The following is a 21,948-nucleotide window of genomic DNA, read 5'->3' as shown; positions in this document are numbered from 1 at the left end:
AATACTTAGCGTGCTTTGAACAAGCTACCCAAGATACCACGAACGATACGACGGCCTGTCGTACCTTTAAGCTCTTTGGCAACTACTGATGCCAACGCACCGCCAAAGCCGCCTCCTGCTGATTTGCGTGATGATGAACGGCTGCGGCTTTCGCTGCGGCCGCCGTCATAACGCCGTGCATTGCGGAACTCGCGCTCTTTTTCATCTGCTTCAGCTTCTGCTGCTTCAGCCTCTTCGGCCTCCTTGGCAGCTGCTTCAGCCTTTTTGGCGAGCATTTCATGCGCACTTTCGCGATCCAACGGAGTGTCGTATTTGCCAGCCATTGCCGACGCATCCATCACGGCCTTACGCGCGGCATCATCAATCGGCCCCAGTTGCGACGACGGTGGGCGGATCAATGTCCGTTCGACAATCTGCGGAATACCTTTGCGGTCAAGGAACGACGTCACCGCTTCACCGGTGCCAACTTCTTGGATCGCCTCAGCGGTATCGAACGCAGGGTTGTCGCGATAGGTCTCTGCGGCAGTCTTGAGCTCTTTGCGGTCTTTCGCCGTAAAGGCGCGCAGCGCATGCTGCACACGGTTACCAAGCTGACCAAGCACATCATCAGGAATGTCGCCCGGATTTTGGGTCACGAAATAGACGCCAACGCCTTTGGACCGGATCAAACGCGCAACCTGTTCGACTTTATCCACCAATGCCTTTGGCGCGTCGTCAAATAGCAAATGTGCCTCATCAAAGAAGAACACGAGCTTTGGCTTATCGGGGTTACCTACTTCTGGAAGTTCCTCGAACAGTTCAGACAGCAACCAAAGCAAGAAAGTCGCATACAAACGCGGGCTGCCCATCAGCTGATCAGCGGCAAGAATATTGATCTCGCCACGTCCGTCGCGCTTACGCATCATGTCGGCCAGATCAAGTGCGGGTTCGCCAAACAATGACGATCCGCCTTGGTTCTCAAGAACCAACAATTCGCGCTGAATGGCACCAACAGATGACGACGCAACATTACCATAGCGCAAGGAAAGCTCTTTCGCGTTTTGCCCTACCCAGACCAGCAAAGCCTGTAGGTCTTTGAGGTCCAGCAGCGGCAAGCCTTCTTCGTCAGCAACGCGGAATGCTACGTTCAACACGCCTTCTTGAACGTCCGTTAAGCCCATCAAACGGGCAAGCAAAAGCGGGCCCATTTCAGCGACTGTCGCGCGAATTGGGTGACCTTTTTCACCAAACAAATCCCAGAAAGTTACTGGAAAGCTATCGTACTGCAGATCAAGCCCGATGGTTTCCGCACGTTTGGTAAACGCCTCGTGCAATTTAAAATCGGCGCTCCCGGACGCTGCAAGTCCTGACAGGTCACCTTTTACGTCAGATAGGAACACAGGCACACCAGCGGCAGAAAATTCTTCCGCCATAATTTGCAACGTTACTGTCTTACCGGTACCAGTCGCACCAGCGATCAACCCGTGTCGGTTGGCCTTATCCAGCAACATGGTTTGCGCCACGCCGTAATCCTGCGCCCCGCCCCCGATAAAGATATGATCCGCCATGCATCTGTCCTTTGATCTATTTCAGGATCAAAATACATCCTTGACCAATTGATGCCAGCACAAAGCATCCCCAAGTCGCAGACCTGCGTTTTAGACCGTGTTTTTCCCCGTCAGACACGGTGTTTTGATTGGCCGCGATTTTTTGTAAGTCACTCAATTCTAATTTGATATTGACGCCCCCAAGCACATTGCGTAGCTTTCATATCAATTAGTCGGCCAAGTCCGGCAGGGAAAAATGGAAAAGGGTTCCTTTCGAGGGCCCTTTTTCTATTTTACCCCTCGGATTTGTGAGCGAAACACAGCCACCACAACGCCATTCCCCGCTGACAGTGGGAAAAGCCCGTGCTAAGCAAGCCCAAAAGCTAAAGGACCTATCTTATGCGCAGTACATTCAAATCTATCGTTGTCGCGGCATTGCTTATGCAAGGCGGCACTGCATTCGCCCAAGAGACAACCGAAGCCCCTACTGAGGCACCAGCAGAAGACGTCACTGATTCTACGGCAGCTACTGACCTTGATCTTGGAGAGCCCGCGGGCCCCGCAGTTGGCCAAGCCTACATTCTACAAGAGTTCGGCGACTGGGCAATGCGCTGCGTCCGCGCGCCAGAAGGCGAAGCGGATCCATGCAACTTGTATCAGCTGTTGAGCGATGATCAGGGTAACGCGATCGCGGAATTCAACTTCTTCCGCCTCCCAGAAGGTTCGACCGCAGTAGCTGGCGCAACCGTCGTTGTTCCTCTTGAAACACTGCTAACACAACAGCTGACCCTTTCTGTTGATGGCCAAAATGCACGCAGCTACCCGTTCCGTTTCTGCAACCAAGGTGGCTGTGTCGCGCGTCTTGGCTTCACTGCAGCAGAAGTAGACCAATTCAAACGCGGCGCAGCCGCGACCGTGCGTCTTGTCCACGCAGCCAACCCAAGCCAAGAAATCCTGCTCGACCTGTCACTGACAGGCTTTACCGCAGGTTATGAAGGTTCGGTTGGCCCCGATAGCGAATAAACGATGGGTACCTGGCCTATGGGTCGGGTACCTTGACGACCCTATAGGTTTCGCAGTGCAAGAACTGCGTTCAGCCCCCCAAACGCAAAGGCGTTTGAGAGAACGACATCGACTTTCGCATCGCGCGCTTCGTTCGGCACTACATCCAACGTGCATTCTGGATCGGGTTCTTCGTAGCCAATTGTTGGCGCGATGACCCCGTCTTTGAGCGCCATGATGCACGCGAGAAGTTCGACGGCACCTGTTCCACCAATGAGGTGGCCGTGCATGGATTTCGTGGACGAAATCATCAGCTGATCAGCATGATGACCAAAGACATCAGCAACAGCGGCACATTCTGTTTTATCATTTGCCGTCGTCCCGGTGCCATGCGCATTGATGTAGCCAACGCTGTCAGGTGAAACTCTTGCATCGCGCACAGCGCCAGCAATGGCACGCGCAGCGCCCTGTTTGGAAGGTGTTACAATGTCGGATGCATCCGAGGACATCGCGAAACCTGCGACCTCGCAAAGGATCTCTGCTCCGCGTGCCCTGGCGTGTTCATAGTCTTCGAACACGAAAACGGCGGCGCCTTCGCCTTGGACCATCCCATTGCGGGTTGCTGAAAACGGTCTGCACGCATCTTTGGACATGACCCGCAAACCTTCCCATGCCTTGATCCCGCCAAAGCATAGCATTGCTTCTGATCCGCCGGTGATCATCACCTTAGACATGCCGCTGCGCACCATGTTGAATGCCTGACCCATCGCGTGGTTCGATGACGCGCAAGCGGTTGCAACAGTGAATGTCGGACCGCGCAGGTTCCATTCGATCGAAACATGACTAGCGGCCGCGTTGTTCATCAGCCGTGGTACAATGAACGGGTGAACCCGATTTTTGCCTTCTTCATAAACAGCACGGTAGTTTTCGTCCTGCGTTGTGAGCCCACCGCCCGATGTACCCAGGACAACACCAGAATTGTCGGCCAGTTCACCAGAAAAGGTCAGACCTGATTGGCTGATCGCCTGACGTGCAGCCAGCAATGCAAATTGCGTAAAGCGATCATAGAGCGCGAGTTGCTGGCGGTTAAAATGGTCCGCCTCGTCATAGCCTTTGATCTGACCACCAATTTGGATCGACAGACGGTCGACGTCTTTGATGTCTAGCGGGCCGATGCCGCAGCGACCTTCGCGGAATGCTTCAAATGTAGTGGCAACATCTGCGCCAAGCGGGTTCATTGTGCCCGCCCCGGTTATGACGACGCGACGCATTACTTGGATTGCTCAGTCTTTAGCTTGACCACTGCATCGACAATGGCCGCAACAGAGGAAATATCAAAATCGCTTTCGCTTGGGTCATTCGCATTAAATGGAACCGTAATATCAAAGGTCTCTTCAATGGCGAAAATGCTTTCGACCAAACCAAGGCTGTCGATCCCCAAGTCAGCAAGCGTGTGGTCCATCTTAACATCCGATGGCTCGAGCATGGCTTGCTCTGCAATAATTACGATCACCTGTTCTTTGATGCTCATGGTCTGAGATCCGTTTTTGTTTAATGGGATTTAGGTCGTTTTGCCTAAGAATGAAACAGTTTCTTAACGTTTTGCCAAACTGCTCAACAATCGTGGCAGACGGCGCAGGGCTTTATAGCTTTCGAGGTGAGTGTGCATTTTGGTGGCTGGATACCCCATCATGACCCGGCCAGCGGGCACGTTTGACAACACGACTGATCCACCGCCCAACACTACATCGGCCCCTATTGTAACGTTATCGGCAATCCCGGCCTTACCACCGACAACAACGCGATCCCCAACAACCGTAGAGCCCGCAACGCCGGCTTGCGCGCACAGAAGGCAGTGTTCTCCGACGATTACGTTGTGGCCGACTTGCACCAGATTATCGACCTTCGTTCCCTTGCCGATACGGGTCGCACGAATTGTTCCTGCATCAACGGTGGACCCTGCACCGATTTCAACATCATCGCAGATTTCGACACCACCGAGTGAATGAATCCGGTGCCATGTCGGATCTTCGGGCGCAGTCATCGGTGCCACGCCAAGCGTTTCACGCGCAAGCTCCACGTTGGAAGGTTCTTTGCTAACGAAGGAAAAACCATCGCCGCCGATCACGACATTCGGTTGTACGATCACGCGATCCCCCAACCGTGATCCACGTTGCAAACGAACCCCAGCGTGCAGCTGACAATTAGCGCCGACAGAAACACCTTCACCAATACTGACACTGTCTGAAATCCAAGTCCCCGCCCCGATCATTGCATCAGCGCCGATCACGGCGAACGCACCGATCACGACATCTGCGGCAATCGTGGCAGTCGGGTCGACGACAGCGTGTGGGCTGATCCCAGAACCCTGCAGCGGTTTATCCAGCATCTGCGTCAAACCGGCCATGGCCAGCCGCGCGCGTGGCGCATAGATCGCGGCTTCCAGCCCTAATGCGTCCCAATCCGCACCGGGCCAAACCACGGCGACCCGCGCCTTGCCTTTGGTCAGCGCATCGCCATATGCAGGCGTCATGGCAAGCGCAAGATCGCGCGAGCCAGCAGTCGCAGGTTCAGAAGCCCCATCGACCAAAAAATCAACGGCGCCAAAGGCCTGTGCCCCTAGCGCCGCTGCGATGTCTTTGACTGAATGTGCCATGGTGCCCCCGGATTAAATTCCGAGGTCAGATTTACCCGCGAACGGCGCGGACCGCCACCCCTTCGCGCGCAAGTGCATTCCAAATGCGGGCGTCACGCCCATAAACGTCGCGACGGAACTGCATCCGACCATCCGGCTTTGTAAACGCTGTCCGGTAAACAAGGTGAACAGGCACTGGATCTTTGAGATCGACGCGCTGTTCGGTGCCCGTTGCCAAACGGCTTTGGAAAAACTCTTGTGGGTTTCCCACCTGCCGCGCCAGCAGTGCATAGGCAAAATCGAACGGGTCAGCTAGACGGATGCAGCCATGGCTGAACGCACGTGTTTCACGACCGAACAAGCTTTTGGCGGGGGTATCGTGAAGATAGATATTGTAGCGGTTCGGGAACATGAACTTTACAAGACCCAATGCATTGCCCCGGCTTGGGGGCTGGCGCATCGAAAACGGAAAGTTCGCAGCGGTGTATTGTCTAAAGTCGACAGAACCGCGGCTAACGGGCCGACCGCGTGAATCAGTAATCAGCAACTGGCTAACAGCATTCGGGTTTTGCTGAAGCTGCGGCAAGTATTCTTTTGTGATGATCGAACGTGGTACGTACCAGCTTGGGTTAATGACCATGAACTCCATAACGTCAGAGAATTCTGGGCTAACGCGATCATCTTGGTTTGCACCAATCACAGAACGCGTTTCAAACGTTACAACGTCATTATCCACGATCTTAGCACTGAAATCTGTCAGGTTCACCCAGATATGGCGCGAACCGCGTGGGCGGTTGTTCCAACGCTCACGTTCCATAGCGACTATGATCGACTGGAGGCGGGTCTCAGGTGCCACATTAATTTCACGAAGTGTACCCTGCCCCACAGTGCCATCGATCGCTAGACCATGGGCCTGCTGGAAACGCTGAACAGCGTTAACAATTGCCGCATCATAGGTTTGTGTATTTGTCCGCTCTAGGAACCCCATTGCAATAAGACGGTTACGCAGTGCTACAACATTGTTACCGCTGCTGCCTGCTTCTAACTTTCCGCCGGGTACTGTTGGGCCCCAGCCGCCATCGGCAAGCAAACGCTCCATCGCCATCTTTTCGCGCATCAGACGTGTATATTCAGGCGAGCTTGGGGGAAGCGCACGCAAAAAACCATCGGGGCTAGATTGCACAAAGGCACGAATAGTTGACAGGCGCGAACGGTAAGGCACCTGACGGTGAATATTGCTATCGACACGCGAAGGAACCAGCATACCGGTCTGAACGTCACGCGCATATTGCAGGAACATGCGTGTCAGTTCGACTTCTGCGCGGCCCTGCTCTCCTGGGGTTGAAGCGGCCTGCAAACGTGCCATCAAAGGTTCAGGATCATAACGTCCGGCTGGTAGGCCGTGATCGCCCGCAGCAGCAAAAGCAGACATCAACGCGTTGCGCCGACGGCGATCCCCGCTTGCGCTCCAGATGCCTTCAAAATTGCGTTCGCGATAGAATGCGGCAATGTCTTCATCTGATGCAGCGGCTTGCGCAACAGCTTGGCGGAAATCGGTGACCTGTGCTTGTGCCGCGGGTGCGGCAAACAGCAGCGTGGTAACTGCGCTAACAATCAACCACACTCGTGCCATCGCGGTGTTAACAGGCGTACTCTTGATCAACATTACTAATCCCCCAAGAAATTGTGGTCCCGACTTAGTCTAGTGGGCCATTAACTTAAAGAAGAGTATGAATATCCTTACTTCGCGGAAGTCCATTCATAATCCCGCGAGCGGCCAATGCTGGGCAATTTGTGTTGCGTCATTGCAGCCTAGCGAACGGACGCAGAGCAAGATTGATGCACAATTCCTGCGCAATTTCTCGCTTATTTCCCCTTTATTAGGTATGTTGACGTTAAACACCCCTTGGTGAACGAATCAAAATGTGCCATAAAATATGCACATCTGGGGACACGATGAAAAAAGCCGCAAAGCGGCATAGTTGAGCGACGGGACAGGCGCAATTCAATGACCAACAAAAACTCCTCTGGGATTACACGTCGCGGTTTGCTTGGTGCATTCGCGGCAACCGCGGTAACAGCCGCACCATCATACGCAAATGCAGCAGGATTTCTTCGGGGCGCAGGCGATATTCGCCGCATCTCGATGCATTCAGGGCGTACAGGCGAACGTCTGGACACGATTTACTGGATCGAAGGTGAGTATATCGCCGAGGCCGTGCGTGAAATTAACGTTCACATGCGCGACTGGCGGACCGGCGAAGCGGTTCAAATGGATCTGCGCACCATCGACATTATGGCTGCAGCAGCAAACCTAATGGATGCGAACGAACCTTACATGCTCTTGTCTGGTTACCGCTCTCCACAAACCAACGCGATGCTGCGCAGCCGTTCATCTGGGGTCGCCCGCAACTCTTTGCACATGAGTGGCCAAGCTGCTGACCTTCGCCTGCAAAGCCGATCTACATCGCAAATGGCAAATGCTGCCGTTGCTTGTCGCGCCGGTGGTGTTGGCCGCTACAGCGGTTCGAACTTTGTCCACATGGACTGTGGTCCAATCCGGACATGGCGCGGCTAAAGCGATCAGTTAGACAAACGATGTAGTTGAGGGGGCCACGGGCCCTCTTTTTCATTGTGTTTTATAGAAGCCTGCAAGCGGGCATGACGCAAATCCAGGTCGACCATAGTGCTTTCAAGCGAAAACGAGCTTTGCATCGCGCAAGCGGCTGTTCTCAATCAGTGAATCGCCAATTCTAATGTAGTGTCACAGTAATTTCGAATCTGGTCACTGGCCCCCAATTGGTAAGGAATGCGCTACTTTACGCAACCTTGCGCAAACCTTACTCTTACCTCAGCCCAAGTATTAGGGCGACAGCCCGACATTTAACTGGGCGAGCGGCCAAGTTTTATGGCCTGCCAAGTAAGACTTACTATCCAACTAAACATTTTTTTTATTGGAGAGACTTATGTCTATTTATCGTAATAAAAGCGCATTTAACGCCCGCGTGTCTGCCGCCGAAATGGCCCGCGACCGCCCTATTCTACAACACAAAGCCAACGGTGACGAACAAGCCTATTCATGTGCTAGGTTCGCACTAAGCTTTACTAAGGGTCTTGATCACGACGACATCGGCCTGATCAGCGACCCGAAACATTTCGCGGCATTTCGACAAGCAATTGATGACGGTTATATCGATGCGTTTAACAATCGCGTTCCCGTACCCGAACCCGAAGCACCCTTTGATAGCCGTCGCAAATGGGAAGCACCGACTGCCGGGCTTTGCTACGATCTGCAAGGCCCAGACTGCCAAGCCATCACCATGGCCCCTGCTCCGGCACTTGGATCTGACGAATTAGCCTTTGAGATGGCCGAGGTTTATGAACTTGCACTTCTGCGTGACGTGCCATTCGCAAACTTTGATGCGGCTGGTGGAAATGCGGATTTGACAGCTGCGGTCGGGCGGCTCAATGATCTTCCCTATGCGACCAGCCACTTTCCAAACCGGCCGCGCAAGACGGCAGAAAACGGGCTAATCTCGCGCCAGGAAGTATTTCGCGGATCTTCTCCGGGCGTGGACGAAGGCCCCTATCTGTCCCAATTCATGCTGATTGGGAACGAAATACCCGGCATTGCTGAACCCAAGGATGGCATGATCGCCTATGGTGCACTGACGGTCGACCAACGCGTGCCCGAGGCCGCCGCGACAGATTTCATGACAACATGGGAAGATTGGCACAATGTGCAGCAAGGTTTTGACGTGCGTGGTCCCGGGGACCCCGGACAGGAATTTACCGGAACGAAAAGGTTCATCTACACGCCACGCGACTTGGCCACCTATGTCCATTTCGATGCGCTATACGAGGCCTACCTTAACGCCTGTCTGATCCTTTTGGGAATGAACGCACCACTTGATCCCGGATTTGACAGCCTGTCGGGTGGCCGCGACAGCTATCCATCTGGCGCTGAAATGGCAGGACGCGCATCAAACGTTGGCGGCTTTGCCCTATACGGCGGCCCCCACATCCTGACGATGGTCACCGAGGTCGCGACCCGAGCATTGAAAGCGGCGCGGTTCCAAAAGTTCAACACCCATATCCGCTGCCGACCAGAAGTCTTGGCTGCGCGAATTGAAAAAGCCGACGACATTGCCGCAATCTTTCCCGATCTAGGCGGAAAATGTCAGGCTCTTGCCAGTCAGATTGACGCAACCGTCCAAGAGGTGATCACCCAAAGCGGTAACGCGCTACTGCCCATGGCCTTTAAGGAAGGATCACCAATGCACCCATCCTATGCCGCAGGACATGCGACTGTTGCGGGCGCTTGTGTCACGGTGCTTAAGGCATTTTTTGATACCGGGTCATCCTTTGTCAAAACGGGCCAAAACGGCATCCCTTCGTTCCGCCACCCCGGCCCTGATGACGTCGCAGTTGCTTACGAGTCTCGTGTGGATGGGACAACGTTAACAGACACCGGCCCAACAAAAGCCCTGACGTTGGAGGGCGAGCTAAACAAGCTGGCGGCTAACATCTCTATCGGTCGGAATATGGCGGGTGTGCACTACTTCTCGGACTATTATGATAGTCTGCGGATGGGCGAAGAAATCGCAATTGGCATGTTAGAAGAACAAGCACTTTGCTACCCAACCGATCCCTTTGTGATGTCGCTAAAGACGTTCGACGGCGACACACTACGGATCGGGGCACGCTAGGACGCAAAACCAACGGTGAGCTAGGTCAGCGCAGGACCGTGAGATGCATCACATGCACTGCGCAGGCCATTCGCGGCTTTTTCGGTTGCTACAGACGGTTCTCACAAGCCCCTTTTGTGCAGATTTCTCACCTTGGTACGAACACCCAAAACGAAAAAAGCGCCCCAATTAGAGGCGCTTTTTTCATTTCTGGCCAATACCTTAAAAGGTAATTGGCTCCAACGGTAGGGGCCGGCCTCACGCGCATAACATTATGATTTAACAGAATAAATTATCCCGATTCTCGTCCGATCACGCAAAGAATCCGCGACGTGTAGTTTAACGTGCCCACGATTGCGCACTTCAGCAATAAGAAATGCGCAACGCCATTTGCCCTCTGGGATTACTGATCATGGTGCTGCCATGGGCTGGAGCAATACAAGCTCTCTGAACGCTGATGGATTGCCTATTTCTTTTGTAGCATAGGTATTCTCTGCCCCTCCTCTGCTGATGCAATCAGCACGCCCAACCGTCTTGCGCGGGTTTCTTCCCGCTTGGCACTCATGACCCACCAAATCGAGTCCCGTTTGTACGAGGGAGCGAGATTTGAAAAGAACGTCCATGCGCGCGGGTTGGCTCTGATCAGGTCCTCATACTCTTGAGAAAGAGGGACATTTTTGTCATCTGCAGAATAACCCTTGGTATCTGTCCTATTCTGAAAGTGCTCAAGACCCGCTGGCTTCATCTGCCCTTGCTTGATCAGTGCCTTAACCTTTTTGACGTTGACCGCGCTCCAAACACTCGCAGATTTGCGCGGCGTAAACCTGATCTTATAGTGGTGTTCGTCAATGGTTTTGCGAATGCCGTCAATCCAGCCGTAGCAAAGAGCCACATCCACGGTTTCGGACCATGACAGCCCCGTTTGTTCGGCACTTTTCTTATAATACCCAACCCAAAGTTCACTGGCATCGGAATTGGCCTCAATCCAGCCTGCAAATTCTTCTTTCTTTGAAAAGAAAATCACCTCGGCCATACCTGAAACTCCAATTGGCCTCGCCTTTATTGACGCAGTAGCGCCATGGCATGATATAGGCCTACTTGTGTCTGGGAACTGCATTTTAGGGTTCTCATATCGTCTGGCCGCATCAGCATTTTAGGAAGCCTAAAATTTTTTGAGGACCGCAACAACAAACATAATTGACCTGCTCTATTGGATGCTTCGTTCAAAAGAGCCTGAGGCCTTCAACTGACGTGCACAGCGCAACTGCGGCGCTGACCCCTTCAATCAAAACCATTCCGGTGCGCGCTTTTAGGTCTTTGTGCATTGTTGCCATCCCCGCACAACCCAAAACTATGGTTCTTGCCCCATCGCGTTCGTTCGCTTTCAGAATTTCCTTGGCCAAGTGCTGGCGCGTTTGCTCGGAGCCCTCTTCGATCGTCAAAACCGGCAATCCGCTCGCACGTACTGAAACGCAATTCAAACCAGTGCCTCTGCAAGCTATATTGCCTTCAATGACGGGAACGGAAGCTGCCACAGAAGTCACGACCGAGAACGGTTGCCCAAGCAAATCGGCCATCACATAGGATGCTTGCCCTATGCCGATGACAGGACATGGCGCGGCACGTTGCATTTCGGATAATCCGACATCATCAAAGCAAGCGATCACAATTGCATCTGCATTAGCGACTTCGTCCGATTGCAGCCCTGCAAGAAGCCCGGTGATGGCAGCCTGTCCATCCTCAATCCCCTGAATTGATGGAGGTCCGTTTTTGTTGGTCCAGCCAACGACCTGAACACCTGGAGCAGCAGCAGCGTGCGCAACAGAAAGGATGCTTTGTGTCATCGCTTCAGAGGAATTCGGGTTCATAAATACGATTTTCATCAATGCCCCTTCCCTGCCTCCGAACTAAATCGCGCACGATGTTTGCCCATGAGCCAGAATGCCAGAAGAAAGAATCCAATGACGCCGAGTGAGAATAGCGTTGTAAGCGTGCCAAGCGCGTAAATGACCGGTGTGGTGACGTTGGTCGTCATGCCAAATATCTCAAGTGGCAAAGTGTTGTATGACCCGGCTGTTAGCAGCGTACGTGCGAATTCATCATATGAAAGTGTAAACCCAAACAGCGCTACCCCAATCAACGACGGCGCAATGATCGGTATGATGACAAATCGGATGGTTTGCCATGACGACGCGCCCTGATCGCGCGCGGCTTCTTCATAGCTTTTGTCGAAACGGTTAAATACCGCGAACATGATCAACAAGCCAAAGGGTAACGTCCACGTCAGCTGACTGCCGAAACCAGACGTGGCCCAGTGCACGCGAAATCCCAGTTGGTTAAAGATCAGACCAACCCCCAAGGATATCAAGATCGACGGGATCACAAGCGACGTGATTGCCAGATAGAATAGCGTCGATGACCCGGTAAACCTTTTGCGGAATGCAAGGCCGGCCATGACAGACCCGACGACGGTTGTGATCAAGACCATAAACCCAAGGAGCAACGACCTTCGGAATGCCCCCCAAATATCACCGACGGCTTGCTGCTCAAAAAGATCGCGGAACCAATGCAATGACACACCATTCATTGGGAATGTTAGGCCACCTTTTGGTCCTTGGAACGATAGAATGGCGATTGTCAGTGTTGGCCCGTAAAGGAACAAAATGAACAACCCAAAGAAGCTGGCAAGGACGTAAAAGGACCGTGGTCGTTTTTCCATCTTACAATTCCTTTCGAATATTCACGAACTGCAACATGATCGCGATCATGATGAGCACAGTGCACAATAAAACAACGGCTGTCGCAGCGGCGGAAGGATACTGCAGAAGCGCAATGTCATTCGAAATAAGCCGCCCGACATTGGCCTTTTGCGATCCGGACATGAAACGCACAGTGATAAAATCACCCATCACCAGTGTTACGACAAAGATGCTTCCAATCATAATGCCCGGCTTTGTCAGTGGAATGATCAGATGACACAGCGTTTGAAACCCACTGGCACCTGCGTCGCGTGCTGCCTCTAACAATGATTTGTCGATCCGCATCATAGTGTTGAATATCGGGACAACCATGAACAGCGTGTAAAGATGTACGAACGCAAGGATCACCGAGAAATCCGAGTACAACAGCCAATCAAGCGGCGCATCGATCACGCCCCAGGACATCAGTGTTTGGTTAGCGATCCCATTACGACCTAAAAACGGAATCCATGAAATCATGCGAATGATGTTCGATGTCCAAAATGGAATGGTGCATAGTAAAAACAGCGCAATTTGTGTGGTTTGGCTTCGAACATGGAAAGCCAGAAAATATGCGACGGTGAAGCCAATTGTTAGGGTAAGGGCCCAAGTGATGAACGCGTATTTAAAGGTTGCGAAGAACACCTTGTAAGTAACTGGAGAAGATAACAAAAACTTGTAGTTATCAAGTTGAAAATCAGGATAAATTGAGAACTCTGTCGCCCCCCAAAAGCTAACGATGACGATCATAATGATCGGCGCCACAAGAAACCCTAACAGGATTACAGCAAGCGGCGCGGCCTGAAGCCAGGTTATAAGTGTTCGATGCATGGCTTCTCTCAATCAAGGACGGCTGCCGCGAAGGATGGTGAACACCCTTCGCAGCGATTTCATCACGATGCGATGAATTCATTCCATTTGCGGACCATGTATTGGTTTTCGTCCATCACGGCGTTCCAACAAGCGACTGATCCCATACGGTCATAGAACGACCCGCCATCGCGGGTCTCACCAGCCTTAGCCAACACATCCCCTGTCGGAGACGTAATATCGCCGGTGGCTTGCTTGCCCTCGAACCAATAGCCCCACTCGTTTTCAGACATGTAGTTCTTCGATGTCTCAGGCACGGCAGAATAGTAGCCCTGACGCATCAGGTAACCACCGACCCAGCCATCAAGGTACCAGTTGATGTATTCATAGGCCGCGTCCAGCTCCATGCCGGACAGGGACTTTGAAAGACCGATGCCACCACCCCAGCTGCGGTAACCTTCTTCAAGCGGCTGGTAGACGCATGGAATGCCGCGCGATTTGACCGCCGTGATTGCTGGTGACCACATCGACTGGATCACGACCTCTCCTGCAGCCATCAGGTTTACGCTTTCGTCGAATGATTTCCAGAACGCGCGGAATTGGCCGTTTTGTTTGGCCTCCGTGAAGATCGCAAAAGTTTTGTCGATCTCTTCACGGGTCATATTTCCTTTGTCCGCGTATTGGATTTCGCCCATGGATTCACAAACCATGGCCATATCCATGATCCCGATTGAAGAAATATCAAGGATCGAAGCTTTTCCTTTGAATTCAGGGTTCAAAAGTTCAGACCAGTTGTTGATCGGACGGTTGATCAAATCTGGGCGAATACCCAGCGTATCTGCGTTATAGATCGTCGGGATAAGCGTCATCCAACCAGTTTCCTCGTCGGCAAATGAGTTGCCATCGGGACCATCGACAAAGCCAACACTATGCGGAGCGGTACCCTGCGCGATTACGCTTTCAGGTGTCAGTTTCCCAGACTTAAAGATGCCAACAATCTTGTCGTAATTTGCGATCTTCGACGTATCCATCGCTTGCAGATTGCCTGTCGGCCAGACCTTTTTGCAAATCCAATATTCGATATCGGCGATATCAAAGCTGTCAGGCTGGGTCGCGGCGCGCTGGGTCACGCTATCACTATCCAGCGCGGTCATCGCGAGCGTGAAACCAAGATCTTCTTTTACCTTATTGGCAACGTCATTCAGGTTCGACACACCGGTGCCAAATTGGCGAAGTGTTATGTCTTTGATTTCTTGGGCCCAAACCATTGGGGCCGGCAAGGTCGACGCAGCGACGGCCGCAGCCCCGTTCTTCAAAACCGCACGGCGGCTATAACGCATTTTAGACATATCTATTGTCCCTTGTTGTTAGATTTATGCTTGGAGGCGGTGTAGCCGCCCCTCGTCCCAAGCGAGCGAAACCACGTCGCCTGGATTTTTTGGTGAGTGATAAAAAGTCTCTTCAGGCAGCAGTGCGAGGATCTCGTCACCGCCTTCTGTGGTGGCAGTCATGGCAACATGGGCGCCTTGGAACTCCACCCCAGTAACGGTGGCTGACAATCCCTGATCAGCCAAAGCAACCGCGTCAGCACGCAACGCAACTTTGCTGCCATCCAATGAGATAACATTGTGCCCGCCCATAAAACGGGCGACAAATTCGGTACGTGGCGCATTGAAAACATCACGTGCAGACCCGGCTTGCTCGATGACTGCGTTATTCATAACGACCATGACATCTGCCAATGCGAGCGCTTCGTCCTGTCCATGCGTGACGTGAATAAACGTAATCCCAAGCTCGCGCTGTATCCGTTTCAGCTCTGCACGCATGCGCACCCGCAAAAACGGGTCAAGCGCAGATAGCGGCTCGTCCAGCAACAAGACCTTCGGCTTAGTGATCAGCGCACGCGCCAGCGCCACCCGCTGCTGTTGCCCACCTGAAAGCTGATCTGGCAGACGATCCGCGTAGTCATTCATGTCAACAAGTTCGAGCAACTCGTTCGCTTGACCATAACGCGTGGGTTTATCAACACCCTTCATCCGCAAGGAAAACGCGACGTTGTCACGTACAGACAAATGCGGAAACAGCGCGTAATTTTGGAACATCATCGCTGTTCCCCGCTTAGCTGGGGCCAAATGCGACACATCCAGGCCATCGAGAACGATAGAGCCATCCGATACGCTTTCGTGGCCCGCGATCATCCGTAGCGTCGATGATTTCCCACACCCTGAGGGCCCCAACAGGCACACGTAACTTCCCGCATTAAAAATGTGGTTCAAGTCCCGCACCGCCACGGTATCCCCATAGCGTTTGCTCAGATGGACAAGTTCGAGATCATATCCTGTGCGCATTGCCACTCCAAATGTTTGCCCCCTCAGGTTCAGCGAAACATCGGAAACTGTGCAGCGAATTTCGCGCAAGAACCCTTTACATCAACGGAATGCTTAATTTTTCCTCAACCGAAGCCATCATGTGCGCATCTTTAATCACAATATTGTATACAATTTGTATTCGTGGCTAATATGCACATTCATGCCTTGGCCTTTCGCTGAGACCAGACCAGAATCAATCAAAGGAGTAGGGCAACAATGACAAACACTTTGGTAAAATCTGGGTCTGCTACCGCTGTCGCTGACGCGATCGAACTGGCCATCCATGAACACCGCCTTATTCCAGGAATGAAACTCGGCGAGGACGAATTGAGCGACGTTTATGGTGTGAGCCGAACCATCATCCGCACAGCGCTCCAAAGCCTTTCGCACAACCGCCTCATCGAACTAAAGCGCAACCGTGGTGCCTTTGTTGCGCAACCCTCAGTTACCGAAGCACATGAGGTCTTTGAAGCGCGCGCACTTTTGGAACCTCGCACAGCGCATTCTGCCGCAGAGCGCATGAAAGATGCGGATATTACAGCCCTTCAAGCCCATATCGATGCCGAACACGCTGCAATCGCCAATGGAGATACAGGTCGTGCCATCTATTTATCCGGGCTATTCCACATAGAAATTGCACGCATCGCTGACCAAGCTACGATTGCAGCATTTATCACGCAGCTAATTTCGCGCTCTTCTCTCATCATCGCGCTTTACTGGGAACGTCGAACCGCCCTATGCGAAAGCCACGCCCATCACGCCCTGATTGAGGCTTTCCGAACCCACGATGGAGAATTGGCCGAAGAATTGATGAAAAGCCACCTTATTGACCTCCTAACCTCGCTTGATCTGAGGTCGAGAAAATCCGCACCCGCGTCACTGCGCGAGGCGCTGAAACAATGAGCCCTGTCTTTTTAACGCAAACGTTGTGATCCTTTCGAACATTCTCGATTGCGTGATCATTCACCCTGCTGACACTTCGGCCTCACGAACCGCTTGTGTCTGCAAGCAGAAAACAAAAAACGAGTTTGAGACGTTTCTTGAAAAAGTTTTGGGATGCGCCTTCGCCAATAGAATGCCGAAGTGCAGCGCCCCAAGTGGAGATGGCTGGCTGTTCGTCTCATCGCTCCGACTCCCGCCTGCAGTTTGTATCATCGGATGGGTCAGAGAATGTGCCCGGAACGCGAAAAGCCCCCGCGAAGGAGCGCCTTTTTTTGTTTCCAGCCAACACCTTAAAGGTTGATTTGGCTCCGACGGTAGGGATCGAACCTACGACCAATTGATTAACAGTCAACTGCTCTACCGCTGAGCTACGTCGGAACAACTGAGGGCCGTATAGCAACGTGATTCAGTGGCGTCTAGAGGCTTTTGAATAGTTTTTTGCATTCCTTTTGGTCAACCATCCGAAGTCCCAATAATATAGTATTTTGCATCAAAATTTATCCCGGGGTCAGCCGCGATTTTCTGGCGTTGGACTAGGTCAATGAGGTGTGCAAAGATATTTCTTTGCGCGACTCGCCGCAATCCGGGTGCCAAGTCACGATAAAGCGAATCTGTAATTTCAGAAATGGTCAGCGTGGACCTGGACAGCACGGATAGAATTTGCGCTTCACGCGCGTATCTATGTTCTATCAACCAGCGTAACCGATCAGTCGGATCATCAACGGTGCCCCCATGGCCGGGTAAGAACAACTTAGCAGAAATCTCAGTAAGCCGATGACAAGATTTCATAAATTCGGTCAAGTCGCCATCGGGTGGCGATATCAGAGAACTCGCCCAGCCCATAACGTGGTCTCCCGTGAAGACCACATCTCCCCATCGAAAACAAAGGTGATTGGCCATGTGCCCGGGGGTATGTATCGCCTCAATCTTCCCCCAGCTGCCACTGATCATTGCGCCATCGCCGAGATACTTATCAGGCTGAAAACCGTGATCTACGCCCTCGCCGCCCGTTGTTAACCCACCAGCTATTAGATCGGTCATGATAGTGCTTCGCCCTGCCCCGCTATCACCAAAAGCTATGACTGGAGCATTGGTCTTTGTACTCAGCGCTCCCGCCAAACCAGAGTGGTCGAGATGACTGTGTGTCACCAAAATCCTATCCACACGCCGTCCTGCCAAAATTCGCACTAACGCTACAAGATGTGATTCATCATTAGGTCCGGGATCAATCACAACAACATCATGATCGCCAAGAATATAGGTATTGGTCCCCCAATACGTCATTGGTGAAGGATTTGGTGCAAGCACCCTTTGCAAACTCGGCATTATGGTTTCTGCTTGTCCCGCGACCGGCATCTTTTCTTCCGCCATCATTGTTTTCTTCGCTTTCCGTTTCGGCGCGCCGACGATAGCCTGCGCCTATGTTCTTTCGTTGGCTCAAAAATTACATGCCGCGCGGCATTTATGCGCGCGCCGCGCTCATCTTGATATTGCCAGTCTTACTGTTGCAATTGTTGATCTCGGTCGTCTTCATTCAACGCCACTTTGACGGTGTGACACGGTTGATGACAAGTGCCGAAGCCATTGATCTGCGGTATCTCATTGATACCACCAATCAGGCGCCAGATATCTCGGCGGCACGCACTATGCTGTCGGACATTGGCGAGCCGCTACAAATTGCAACCGAACTACCTGCGCTTGATGTTCCGGACTCTGACACGAAGCCACTTCAGGATCTGACCGGAAACACCGTTATTTCGACGGTCCGTTCAAGTATTCCCAATGTCCATGCAATATCGCTTGCCAATCGCCGGGTCATTGTCGTCTGGGTCGAGACCGCGCATGGCCCATTGCGAATGGAATTCAGCCGCCGCCGGGTTTCTGCCTCAAACCCACACCAGTTGCTGGTAATCATGGTCGTAATGGGTGCCTTGATGACGGCCGTCGCATTTATCTTTTTGCGCAACCAACTTCGCCCAATCAAAAGAATGGCCGTGGCAGCAACAGATTATGGGCGTGGCCGCATCACACCTTTTACGCCGACAGGAGCAATTGAGGTACGGGCCGCAGGCATGGCCTTTCTTGACATGCGCAACCGCTTGGAACGGCAAATTCAAAGCCGAACCCTAATGTTGTCTGGGGTCAGCCACGATCTACGCACCCCACTCACCCGTCTGCGCCTCGGACTATCTTTCTTAGACGAAGAAGATGCTGCGCCTTTGATCAAGGATGTCGACGAGATGCAAAATCTTCTCGATGCATTCTTAGATTTCGCGCGCAGTGACGCCGGCGATGAGATTAAAACGATTGCGCCAGGTGAATTGGTGAAAGCAGTGCTTTCCGACAACAAACGTATGGGACATGCGCTGACCCTTGCTGAAATCGAAGGACCAAATACACCCATCGCCCTTCGCCCGACAGCGATCAGGCGCGCGCTAGATAACCTTGTTGGAAACGCCCTACGCTACGGCAATCGGGCCGAAATCGGCGTCAGCGTAACAGACCGCGCCGTCCGATTTTGGGTCGAAGACGATGGTCCGGGCATACCTCCGGACCAGCATGACGACGCCATGAGTCCATTTGTCCGTCTTGATCCAGCCCGCAATCAGGACAAAGGCAGTGGAGTAGGACTTGGCCTTTCCATCGTAACCGACATCGCCCGCACCCACGGCGGCATATTACGGCTGGGAAAAAGTGAACGCTTGGGCGGACTTAAGGCCGAACTTGTTATTGCACGTTAGCCGCGAGCAAAGATTTCGAGATCCATTAAAAGCTGCAGCGTAGTAAACGTGCACTGAAACAAAAAATCTGTCCTGAGTTGGTATCCTTTTACCTACATAATCTTCGCGCTGACTCGAATAGGAAAAGAGCGTATCTTTTAGTATTGTCCTAGATGAATCTCGTTAAAACTCGTTATCACGCATCCTGCACAGCTGAATAACAGAGCACCGGGAAAGATCATAAACCTACCCGGTGCATTGTGAGTTCTAACTAGAACCTCCGCTCAAATTTTAGGTGTAGGTTTGACTGCACGGTCTCACCGACCCGATCAACGGCGAGGCCTGCGTTGAAGTGTCCAAGGTTATCTGCGGAACGCGAGGATAGTGATATGCCTGCGCCGCCTCCACATTCTTGTGTCGTCGTAGTTCCACTTAGGCTTTGACATACAAGACGCGGTGTTAGCGTCAGGGTTGTCGATCCTTGGCCTTCGACCTCACCAGTGACGGCGATTTTGATCTCTGGCTCAAAGCTCAGCTTAAAGATCGACACTTCCCCGCCTTCGAGAGACACTTCATCAAACAAACCATAAGCGCGCGCATCGAAATCGACGGTGCCAATTTCAGAATAGCCATAGTCAAGTGAAAGATGCGGCCAGAACTCGATGTTGCCGTCACCGTAGACGCCAGTCAGGCTCAAACCTGTTTGGAATGACAGTCCACTGTATTCGCCTTCAAGACCCAGCGTATCATTCGAAAGTGCGAGGTTGTTAATGCCGTAGCCCACTGACGCGTAGCCATCTGCAAAGGCATTCTCGCTAAGCGCGCTTACGAAATAGCTACCCAATGTCAGTGCGTAACCTTCAGCAGTGCCATTAAATTGTCCGGCGATTTCCGAGCGTGAAACATCACCAGCAACATAATAGGCAAGCATGGTATTGTCTGACGTTTCGTGCTCCCAAGCGACACGGCCAGAGATGAGCGCTGAGGTCGAACCGTCGTCGTCTCTGACGATGTTGAAATTGCCCGAGATGACGCGCCAAACATCACCGTTATCGTTGCCCCGCTGACCAAAGAATGATCCACGCGTTGCGAGTGAACCGTTCTGGAATTTCAGATCACCTGTGATATCGAGCGGCACGTCGCGCCGTCCGACACCATCAGGACACTGAATATAGCCAGTTTCGTCAGTAAAACACTGCTTTTCGCGACGATTATTGGCGATGAACCGCGTACGTGCGTCGTCTACCATCTGACGATTAGCAGCCAGTCGGTTTTGTAGATCACGTGTTGCTACGTCTACGACGATGTCCCGGATTTCATCTTCGGATTCTGCAAATTCGACCGCTGGGGACCCGGACTGCACCGTGAATGTTGCCGCAGCAACGTTGCCATTGCCCGCGATATCCTGAGCAGCGTTACCCGCAATATCGACCATCACGACTTCGCCAAGGTTTGGCGTGATATCTACGGTATAGCTCGTACCCGAGCCTTGGAAGTTTGAGACAGTTCCGCCAGTCACCAAGATGTCGTCAATGGTAAAGCCCGTCACGTCTTCTGAGAAGTCGAACGTCAGCGTGAATGTTTCTGTCACATTGTCGCTCGGCCCAGTAATCGCAACCGTCGGCGCAGTTGAATCGTAGGGAACAAGCAAGCTAGAAGCCGCGCTGTTTCGGTTCCCTGCTACGTCGGATGCGACGCTTGTTGGCACAGATACATTCACAACGCCATCTTCAGTCGGCTCAACCGTGAACGTGAAGGTCACATTATCAGTCGTCGACAGATTTGAAACGGCACCGTTCTCAACGACCAATTCCGCAAGGCTAAGCGCATCGATCGGCTCGCTAAACGCGAGTGTCGCCTGGAACGGACCAGATTGCGCACCTGCCGGCATGTCAAACACAGCAGTTGGTGCAATGGTGTCGACTGTGATCGTTTGCGGCTCAGATGGTGCAGAAGTGTTGCCTGCAGTATCTGTAACCGTTGCTGTGACGACGTTGTCACCCTCAACAAGATCTCCAGCCGCAAAGACAAACGACCAGTTGCCGTCTTCATCGGCTGTCGTGGTTCCGACCGAGACATCAGCAACAAAGATCTCAACCACGGAGCTGGGCTCAACCGCGCCGCCGATTTCTGGTGTTGGGACATTTGTGATGTTGTCTTCGCCCGTGCCACTGTCACTTGCGGTGGCAACGTCAACCATTGGCGCACTATCTGGCGCTGCATCGTCCAGTGTCAGGATAGAAGCAGCTGATGGGGCCGATGTATTGCCCGCCGCATCGGTTGCGGTTGTGGTGATTGCGTTGTCGCCCGCGGCCAGATTGCCTGCCGCGAAGGGGAATTCCCACGCACCTGTGCTTGGATCAGCGGTCACTGTGCCAACGGAAACACCGCCGACAAAGACCTCGATCACAGCACCGGGTTCGCCCACACCCGCGATGGTTGGGGTCGCATTGCTGGTTAACGTATCATCCGTCGCGCCGGTGTTCGTCGCATCCGTCAGATCAATCCCGGTCGGCGC

18 protein-coding genes and 1 tRNA gene are annotated in these 21,948 nt (G+C 52.7%); 5 read left to right on the top strand and 14 right to left on the bottom strand.

The features are described from left to right. Nucleotides 1-5: 5 nt before the first annotated feature. A complete protein-coding gene (locus ACHUEV_RS17075) occupies nucleotides 6-1,547 on the bottom strand; it encodes a helicase HerA-like domain-containing protein (protein WP_394182026.1) in 1,542 nt (513 codons plus the stop codon). A 378-nt stretch (nucleotides 1,548-1,925) separates the two neighbouring features. On the opposite strand from ACHUEV_RS17075, the gene ACHUEV_RS17070 reads away from it, so the two are divergent. After that, nucleotides 1,926-2,549, top strand: a complete 624-nt coding sequence (locus ACHUEV_RS17070; protein WP_394182024.1) for an invasion associated locus B family protein — start codon at nucleotides 1,926-1,928, stop codon at nucleotides 2,547-2,549. 41 nt (nucleotides 2,550-2,590) lie between these two features. On the opposite strand, the gene ACHUEV_RS17065 is transcribed toward ACHUEV_RS17070, so the two are convergent. From ACHUEV_RS17065 to ACHUEV_RS17050, 4 genes are all read right to left on the bottom strand, one after another. Continuing rightward, the gene (locus tag ACHUEV_RS17065; RefSeq protein ID WP_394182023.1) at nucleotides 2,591-3,799 is read right to left on the bottom strand and encodes a beta-ketoacyl-[acyl-carrier-protein] synthase family protein; all 1,209 of its coding nucleotides are present in this window, start codon (nucleotides 3,797-3,799) and stop codon (nucleotides 2,591-2,593) included. Beyond that, on the bottom strand, nucleotides 3,799-4,059 hold the full coding sequence (locus ACHUEV_RS17060; protein WP_394182021.1) for an acyl carrier protein: 261 nt from the start codon (nucleotides 4,057-4,059) through the stop codon (nucleotides 3,799-3,801). Before ACHUEV_RS17060 ends, ACHUEV_RS17065 begins: the two co-directional genes overlap by 1 nt. 63 nt (nucleotides 4,060-4,122) lie before the next feature. Beyond that, the gene (lpxD, locus tag ACHUEV_RS17055) at nucleotides 4,123-5,184 is read right to left on the bottom strand and encodes a UDP-3-O-(3-hydroxymyristoyl)glucosamine N-acyltransferase (protein ID WP_394182019.1); all 1,062 of its coding nucleotides are present in this window, start codon (nucleotides 5,182-5,184) and stop codon (nucleotides 4,123-4,125) included. A gap of 31 nt (nucleotides 5,185-5,215) precedes the next feature. Next, the gene (locus tag ACHUEV_RS17050) at nucleotides 5,216-6,829 is read right to left on the bottom strand and encodes a L,D-transpeptidase family protein (protein ID WP_394182017.1); all 1,614 of its coding nucleotides are present in this window, start codon (nucleotides 6,827-6,829) and stop codon (nucleotides 5,216-5,218) included. A 342-nt stretch (nucleotides 6,830-7,171) separates the two neighbouring features. On the opposite strand from ACHUEV_RS17050, the gene ACHUEV_RS17045 reads away from it, so the two are divergent. Together ACHUEV_RS17045 and ACHUEV_RS17040 are read left to right on the top strand one after the other, a co-directional pair. After that, nucleotides 7,172-7,741 carry a YcbK family protein gene (locus ACHUEV_RS17045; protein ID WP_394182015.1) on the top strand — a complete coding sequence of 190 codons (570 nt, stop codon included), beginning with the start codon at nucleotides 7,172-7,174 and terminating at the stop codon, nucleotides 7,739-7,741. A gap of 388 nt (nucleotides 7,742-8,129) precedes the next feature. Further along, on the top strand, nucleotides 8,130-9,872 hold the full coding sequence (locus tag ACHUEV_RS17040) for a vanadium-dependent haloperoxidase (RefSeq protein WP_394182013.1): 1,743 nt from the start codon (nucleotides 8,130-8,132) through the stop codon (nucleotides 9,870-9,872). 445 nt (nucleotides 9,873-10,317) lie between these two features. On the opposite strand, the gene ACHUEV_RS17035 is transcribed toward ACHUEV_RS17040, so the two are convergent. The 6 genes from ACHUEV_RS17035 to ACHUEV_RS17010 all read right to left on the bottom strand — a co-directional run bounded on the left by ACHUEV_RS17035 (nucleotide 10,318) and on the right by ACHUEV_RS17010 (nucleotide 15,747). Next, nucleotides 10,318-10,884, bottom strand: coding sequence for a YdeI/OmpD-associated family protein (locus ACHUEV_RS17035; RefSeq protein ID WP_394182012.1), 567 nt, complete (start codon nucleotides 10,882-10,884; stop codon nucleotides 10,318-10,320). 190 nt (nucleotides 10,885-11,074) lie between these two features. Next, nucleotides 11,075-11,734: an aspartate/glutamate racemase family protein gene (locus tag ACHUEV_RS17030; protein WP_394182010.1), complete on the bottom strand. Its 660-nt coding sequence runs from the start codon at nucleotides 11,732-11,734 to the stop codon at nucleotides 11,075-11,077. Next, nucleotides 11,734-12,570 carry an ABC transporter permease gene (locus ACHUEV_RS17025; RefSeq protein ID WP_394182008.1) on the bottom strand — a complete coding sequence of 279 codons (837 nt, stop codon included), beginning with the start codon at nucleotides 12,568-12,570 and terminating at the stop codon, nucleotides 11,734-11,736. Before ACHUEV_RS17025 ends, ACHUEV_RS17030 begins: the two co-directional genes overlap by 1 nt. A gap of 1 nt (nucleotide 12,571) precedes the next feature. Then, nucleotides 12,572-13,420 (bottom strand): ABC transporter permease, encoded by an 849-nt coding sequence (locus tag ACHUEV_RS17020; RefSeq protein ID WP_394182006.1) that lies wholly within the window; start codon nucleotides 13,418-13,420, stop codon nucleotides 12,572-12,574. A gap of 62 nt (nucleotides 13,421-13,482) precedes the next feature. After that, complete coding sequence (locus ACHUEV_RS17015; RefSeq protein ID WP_394182004.1) at nucleotides 13,483-14,748, bottom strand: ABC transporter substrate-binding protein; 1,266 nt, start codon at nucleotides 14,746-14,748, stop codon at nucleotides 13,483-13,485. A gap of 24 nt (nucleotides 14,749-14,772) precedes the next feature. Further along, entirely contained in the window at nucleotides 14,773-15,747 is a 975-nt protein-coding gene (locus ACHUEV_RS17010) for an ABC transporter ATP-binding protein (protein WP_394182002.1), read from the bottom strand. 237 nt (nucleotides 15,748-15,984) lie between these two features. Between ACHUEV_RS17010 and ACHUEV_RS17005 the strand changes: the two genes are divergently transcribed. Next, complete coding sequence (locus tag ACHUEV_RS17005; RefSeq protein WP_394182000.1) at nucleotides 15,985-16,671, top strand: GntR family transcriptional regulator; 687 nt, start codon at nucleotides 15,985-15,987, stop codon at nucleotides 16,669-16,671. Nucleotides 16,672-17,013: 342 nt separating this feature from the next. Here ACHUEV_RS17005 and ACHUEV_RS17000 read toward each other — a convergent pair. Then, a tRNA-Asn gene (locus tag ACHUEV_RS17000) sits at nucleotides 17,014-17,088 on the bottom strand. Nucleotides 17,089-17,163: 75 nt separating this feature from the next. Next, nucleotides 17,164-18,084 (bottom strand): MBL fold metallo-hydrolase, encoded by a 921-nt coding sequence (locus tag ACHUEV_RS16995; RefSeq protein WP_394181998.1) that lies wholly within the window; start codon nucleotides 18,082-18,084, stop codon nucleotides 17,164-17,166. 47 nt (nucleotides 18,085-18,131) lie between these two features. Between ACHUEV_RS16995 and ACHUEV_RS16990 the strand changes: the two genes are divergently transcribed. Continuing rightward, complete coding sequence (locus tag ACHUEV_RS16990) at nucleotides 18,132-19,451, top strand: ATP-binding protein (protein WP_394181996.1); 1,320 nt, start codon at nucleotides 18,132-18,134, stop codon at nucleotides 19,449-19,451. Between the two features lie 250 nt (nucleotides 19,452-19,701). On the opposite strand, the gene ACHUEV_RS16985 is transcribed toward ACHUEV_RS16990, so the two are convergent. Then, a partial coding sequence (locus ACHUEV_RS16985) for an Ig-like domain-containing protein (protein ID WP_394181994.1) occupies nucleotides 19,702-21,948 on the bottom strand: 2,247 nt, incomplete at its 5' end.

The organism is Yoonia maritima, assembly GCF_043641945.1.
GTDB lineage: Bacteria > Pseudomonadota > Alphaproteobacteria > Rhodobacterales > Rhodobacteraceae > Yoonia > Yoonia maritima_B.
Note: the sequence above shows the minus strand (reverse complement) of the source record. Positions and strands in the feature narration are given on the sequence as shown.

Bases quoted from the DNA above. Each gene is read 5' to 3' on its own strand.
- ACHUEV_RS17075 (WP_394182026.1), bottom strand. From the start codon at position 1,547: ATGGCGGATCATATCTTTATCGGGGGCGGGGCGCAGGATTACGGCGTG.
- ACHUEV_RS17045 (WP_394182015.1), top strand. From the start codon at position 7,172: ATGACCAACAAAAACTCCTCTGGGATTACACGTCGCGGTTTGCTTGGT.
- ACHUEV_RS17035 (WP_394182012.1), bottom strand. From the start codon at position 10,884: ATGGCCGAGGTGATTTTCTTTTCAAAGAAAGAAGAATTTGCAGGCTGG.
- ACHUEV_RS17025 (WP_394182008.1), bottom strand. From the start codon at position 12,570: ATGGAAAAACGACCACGGTCCTTTTACGTCCTTGCCAGCTTCTTTGGG.
- ACHUEV_RS17005 (WP_394182000.1), top strand. From the start codon at position 15,985: ATGACAAACACTTTGGTAAAATCTGGGTCTGCTACCGCTGTCGCTGAC.
- ACHUEV_RS17060 (WP_394182021.1), bottom strand. From the start codon at position 4,059: ATGAGCATCAAAGAACAGGTGATCGTAATTATTGCAGAGCAAGCCATG.
- ACHUEV_RS16995 (WP_394181998.1), bottom strand. From the start codon at position 18,084: ATGATGGCGGAAGAAAAGATGCCGGTCGCGGGACAAGCAGAAACCATA.
- ACHUEV_RS17015 (WP_394182004.1), bottom strand. From the start codon at position 14,748: ATGTCTAAAATGCGTTATAGCCGCCGTGCGGTTTTGAAGAACGGGGCT.
- ACHUEV_RS17040 (WP_394182013.1), top strand. From the start codon at position 8,130: ATGTCTATTTATCGTAATAAAAGCGCATTTAACGCCCGCGTGTCTGCC.
- ACHUEV_RS17050 (WP_394182017.1), bottom strand. From the start codon at position 6,829: ATGTTGATCAAGAGTACGCCTGTTAACACCGCGATGGCACGAGTGTGG.
- lpxD (WP_394182019.1), bottom strand. From the start codon at position 5,184: ATGGCACATTCAGTCAAAGACATCGCAGCGGCGCTAGGGGCACAGGCC.
- ACHUEV_RS17030 (WP_394182010.1), bottom strand. From the start codon at position 11,734: ATGAAAATCGTATTTATGAACCCGAATTCCTCTGAAGCGATGACACAA.
- ACHUEV_RS17065 (WP_394182023.1), bottom strand. From the start codon at position 3,799: ATGCGTCGCGTCGTCATAACCGGGGCGGGCACAATGAACCCGCTTGGC.
- ACHUEV_RS16990 (WP_394181996.1), top strand. From the start codon at position 18,132: ATGTTCTTTCGTTGGCTCAAAAATTACATGCCGCGCGGCATTTATGCG.
- ACHUEV_RS17070 (WP_394182024.1), top strand. From the start codon at position 1,926: ATGCGCAGTACATTCAAATCTATCGTTGTCGCGGCATTGCTTATGCAA.
- ACHUEV_RS17010 (WP_394182002.1), bottom strand. From the start codon at position 15,747: ATGCGCACAGGATATGATCTCGAACTTGTCCATCTGAGCAAACGCTAT.
- ACHUEV_RS17020 (WP_394182006.1), bottom strand. From the start codon at position 13,420: ATGCATCGAACACTTATAACCTGGCTTCAGGCCGCGCCGCTTGCTGTA.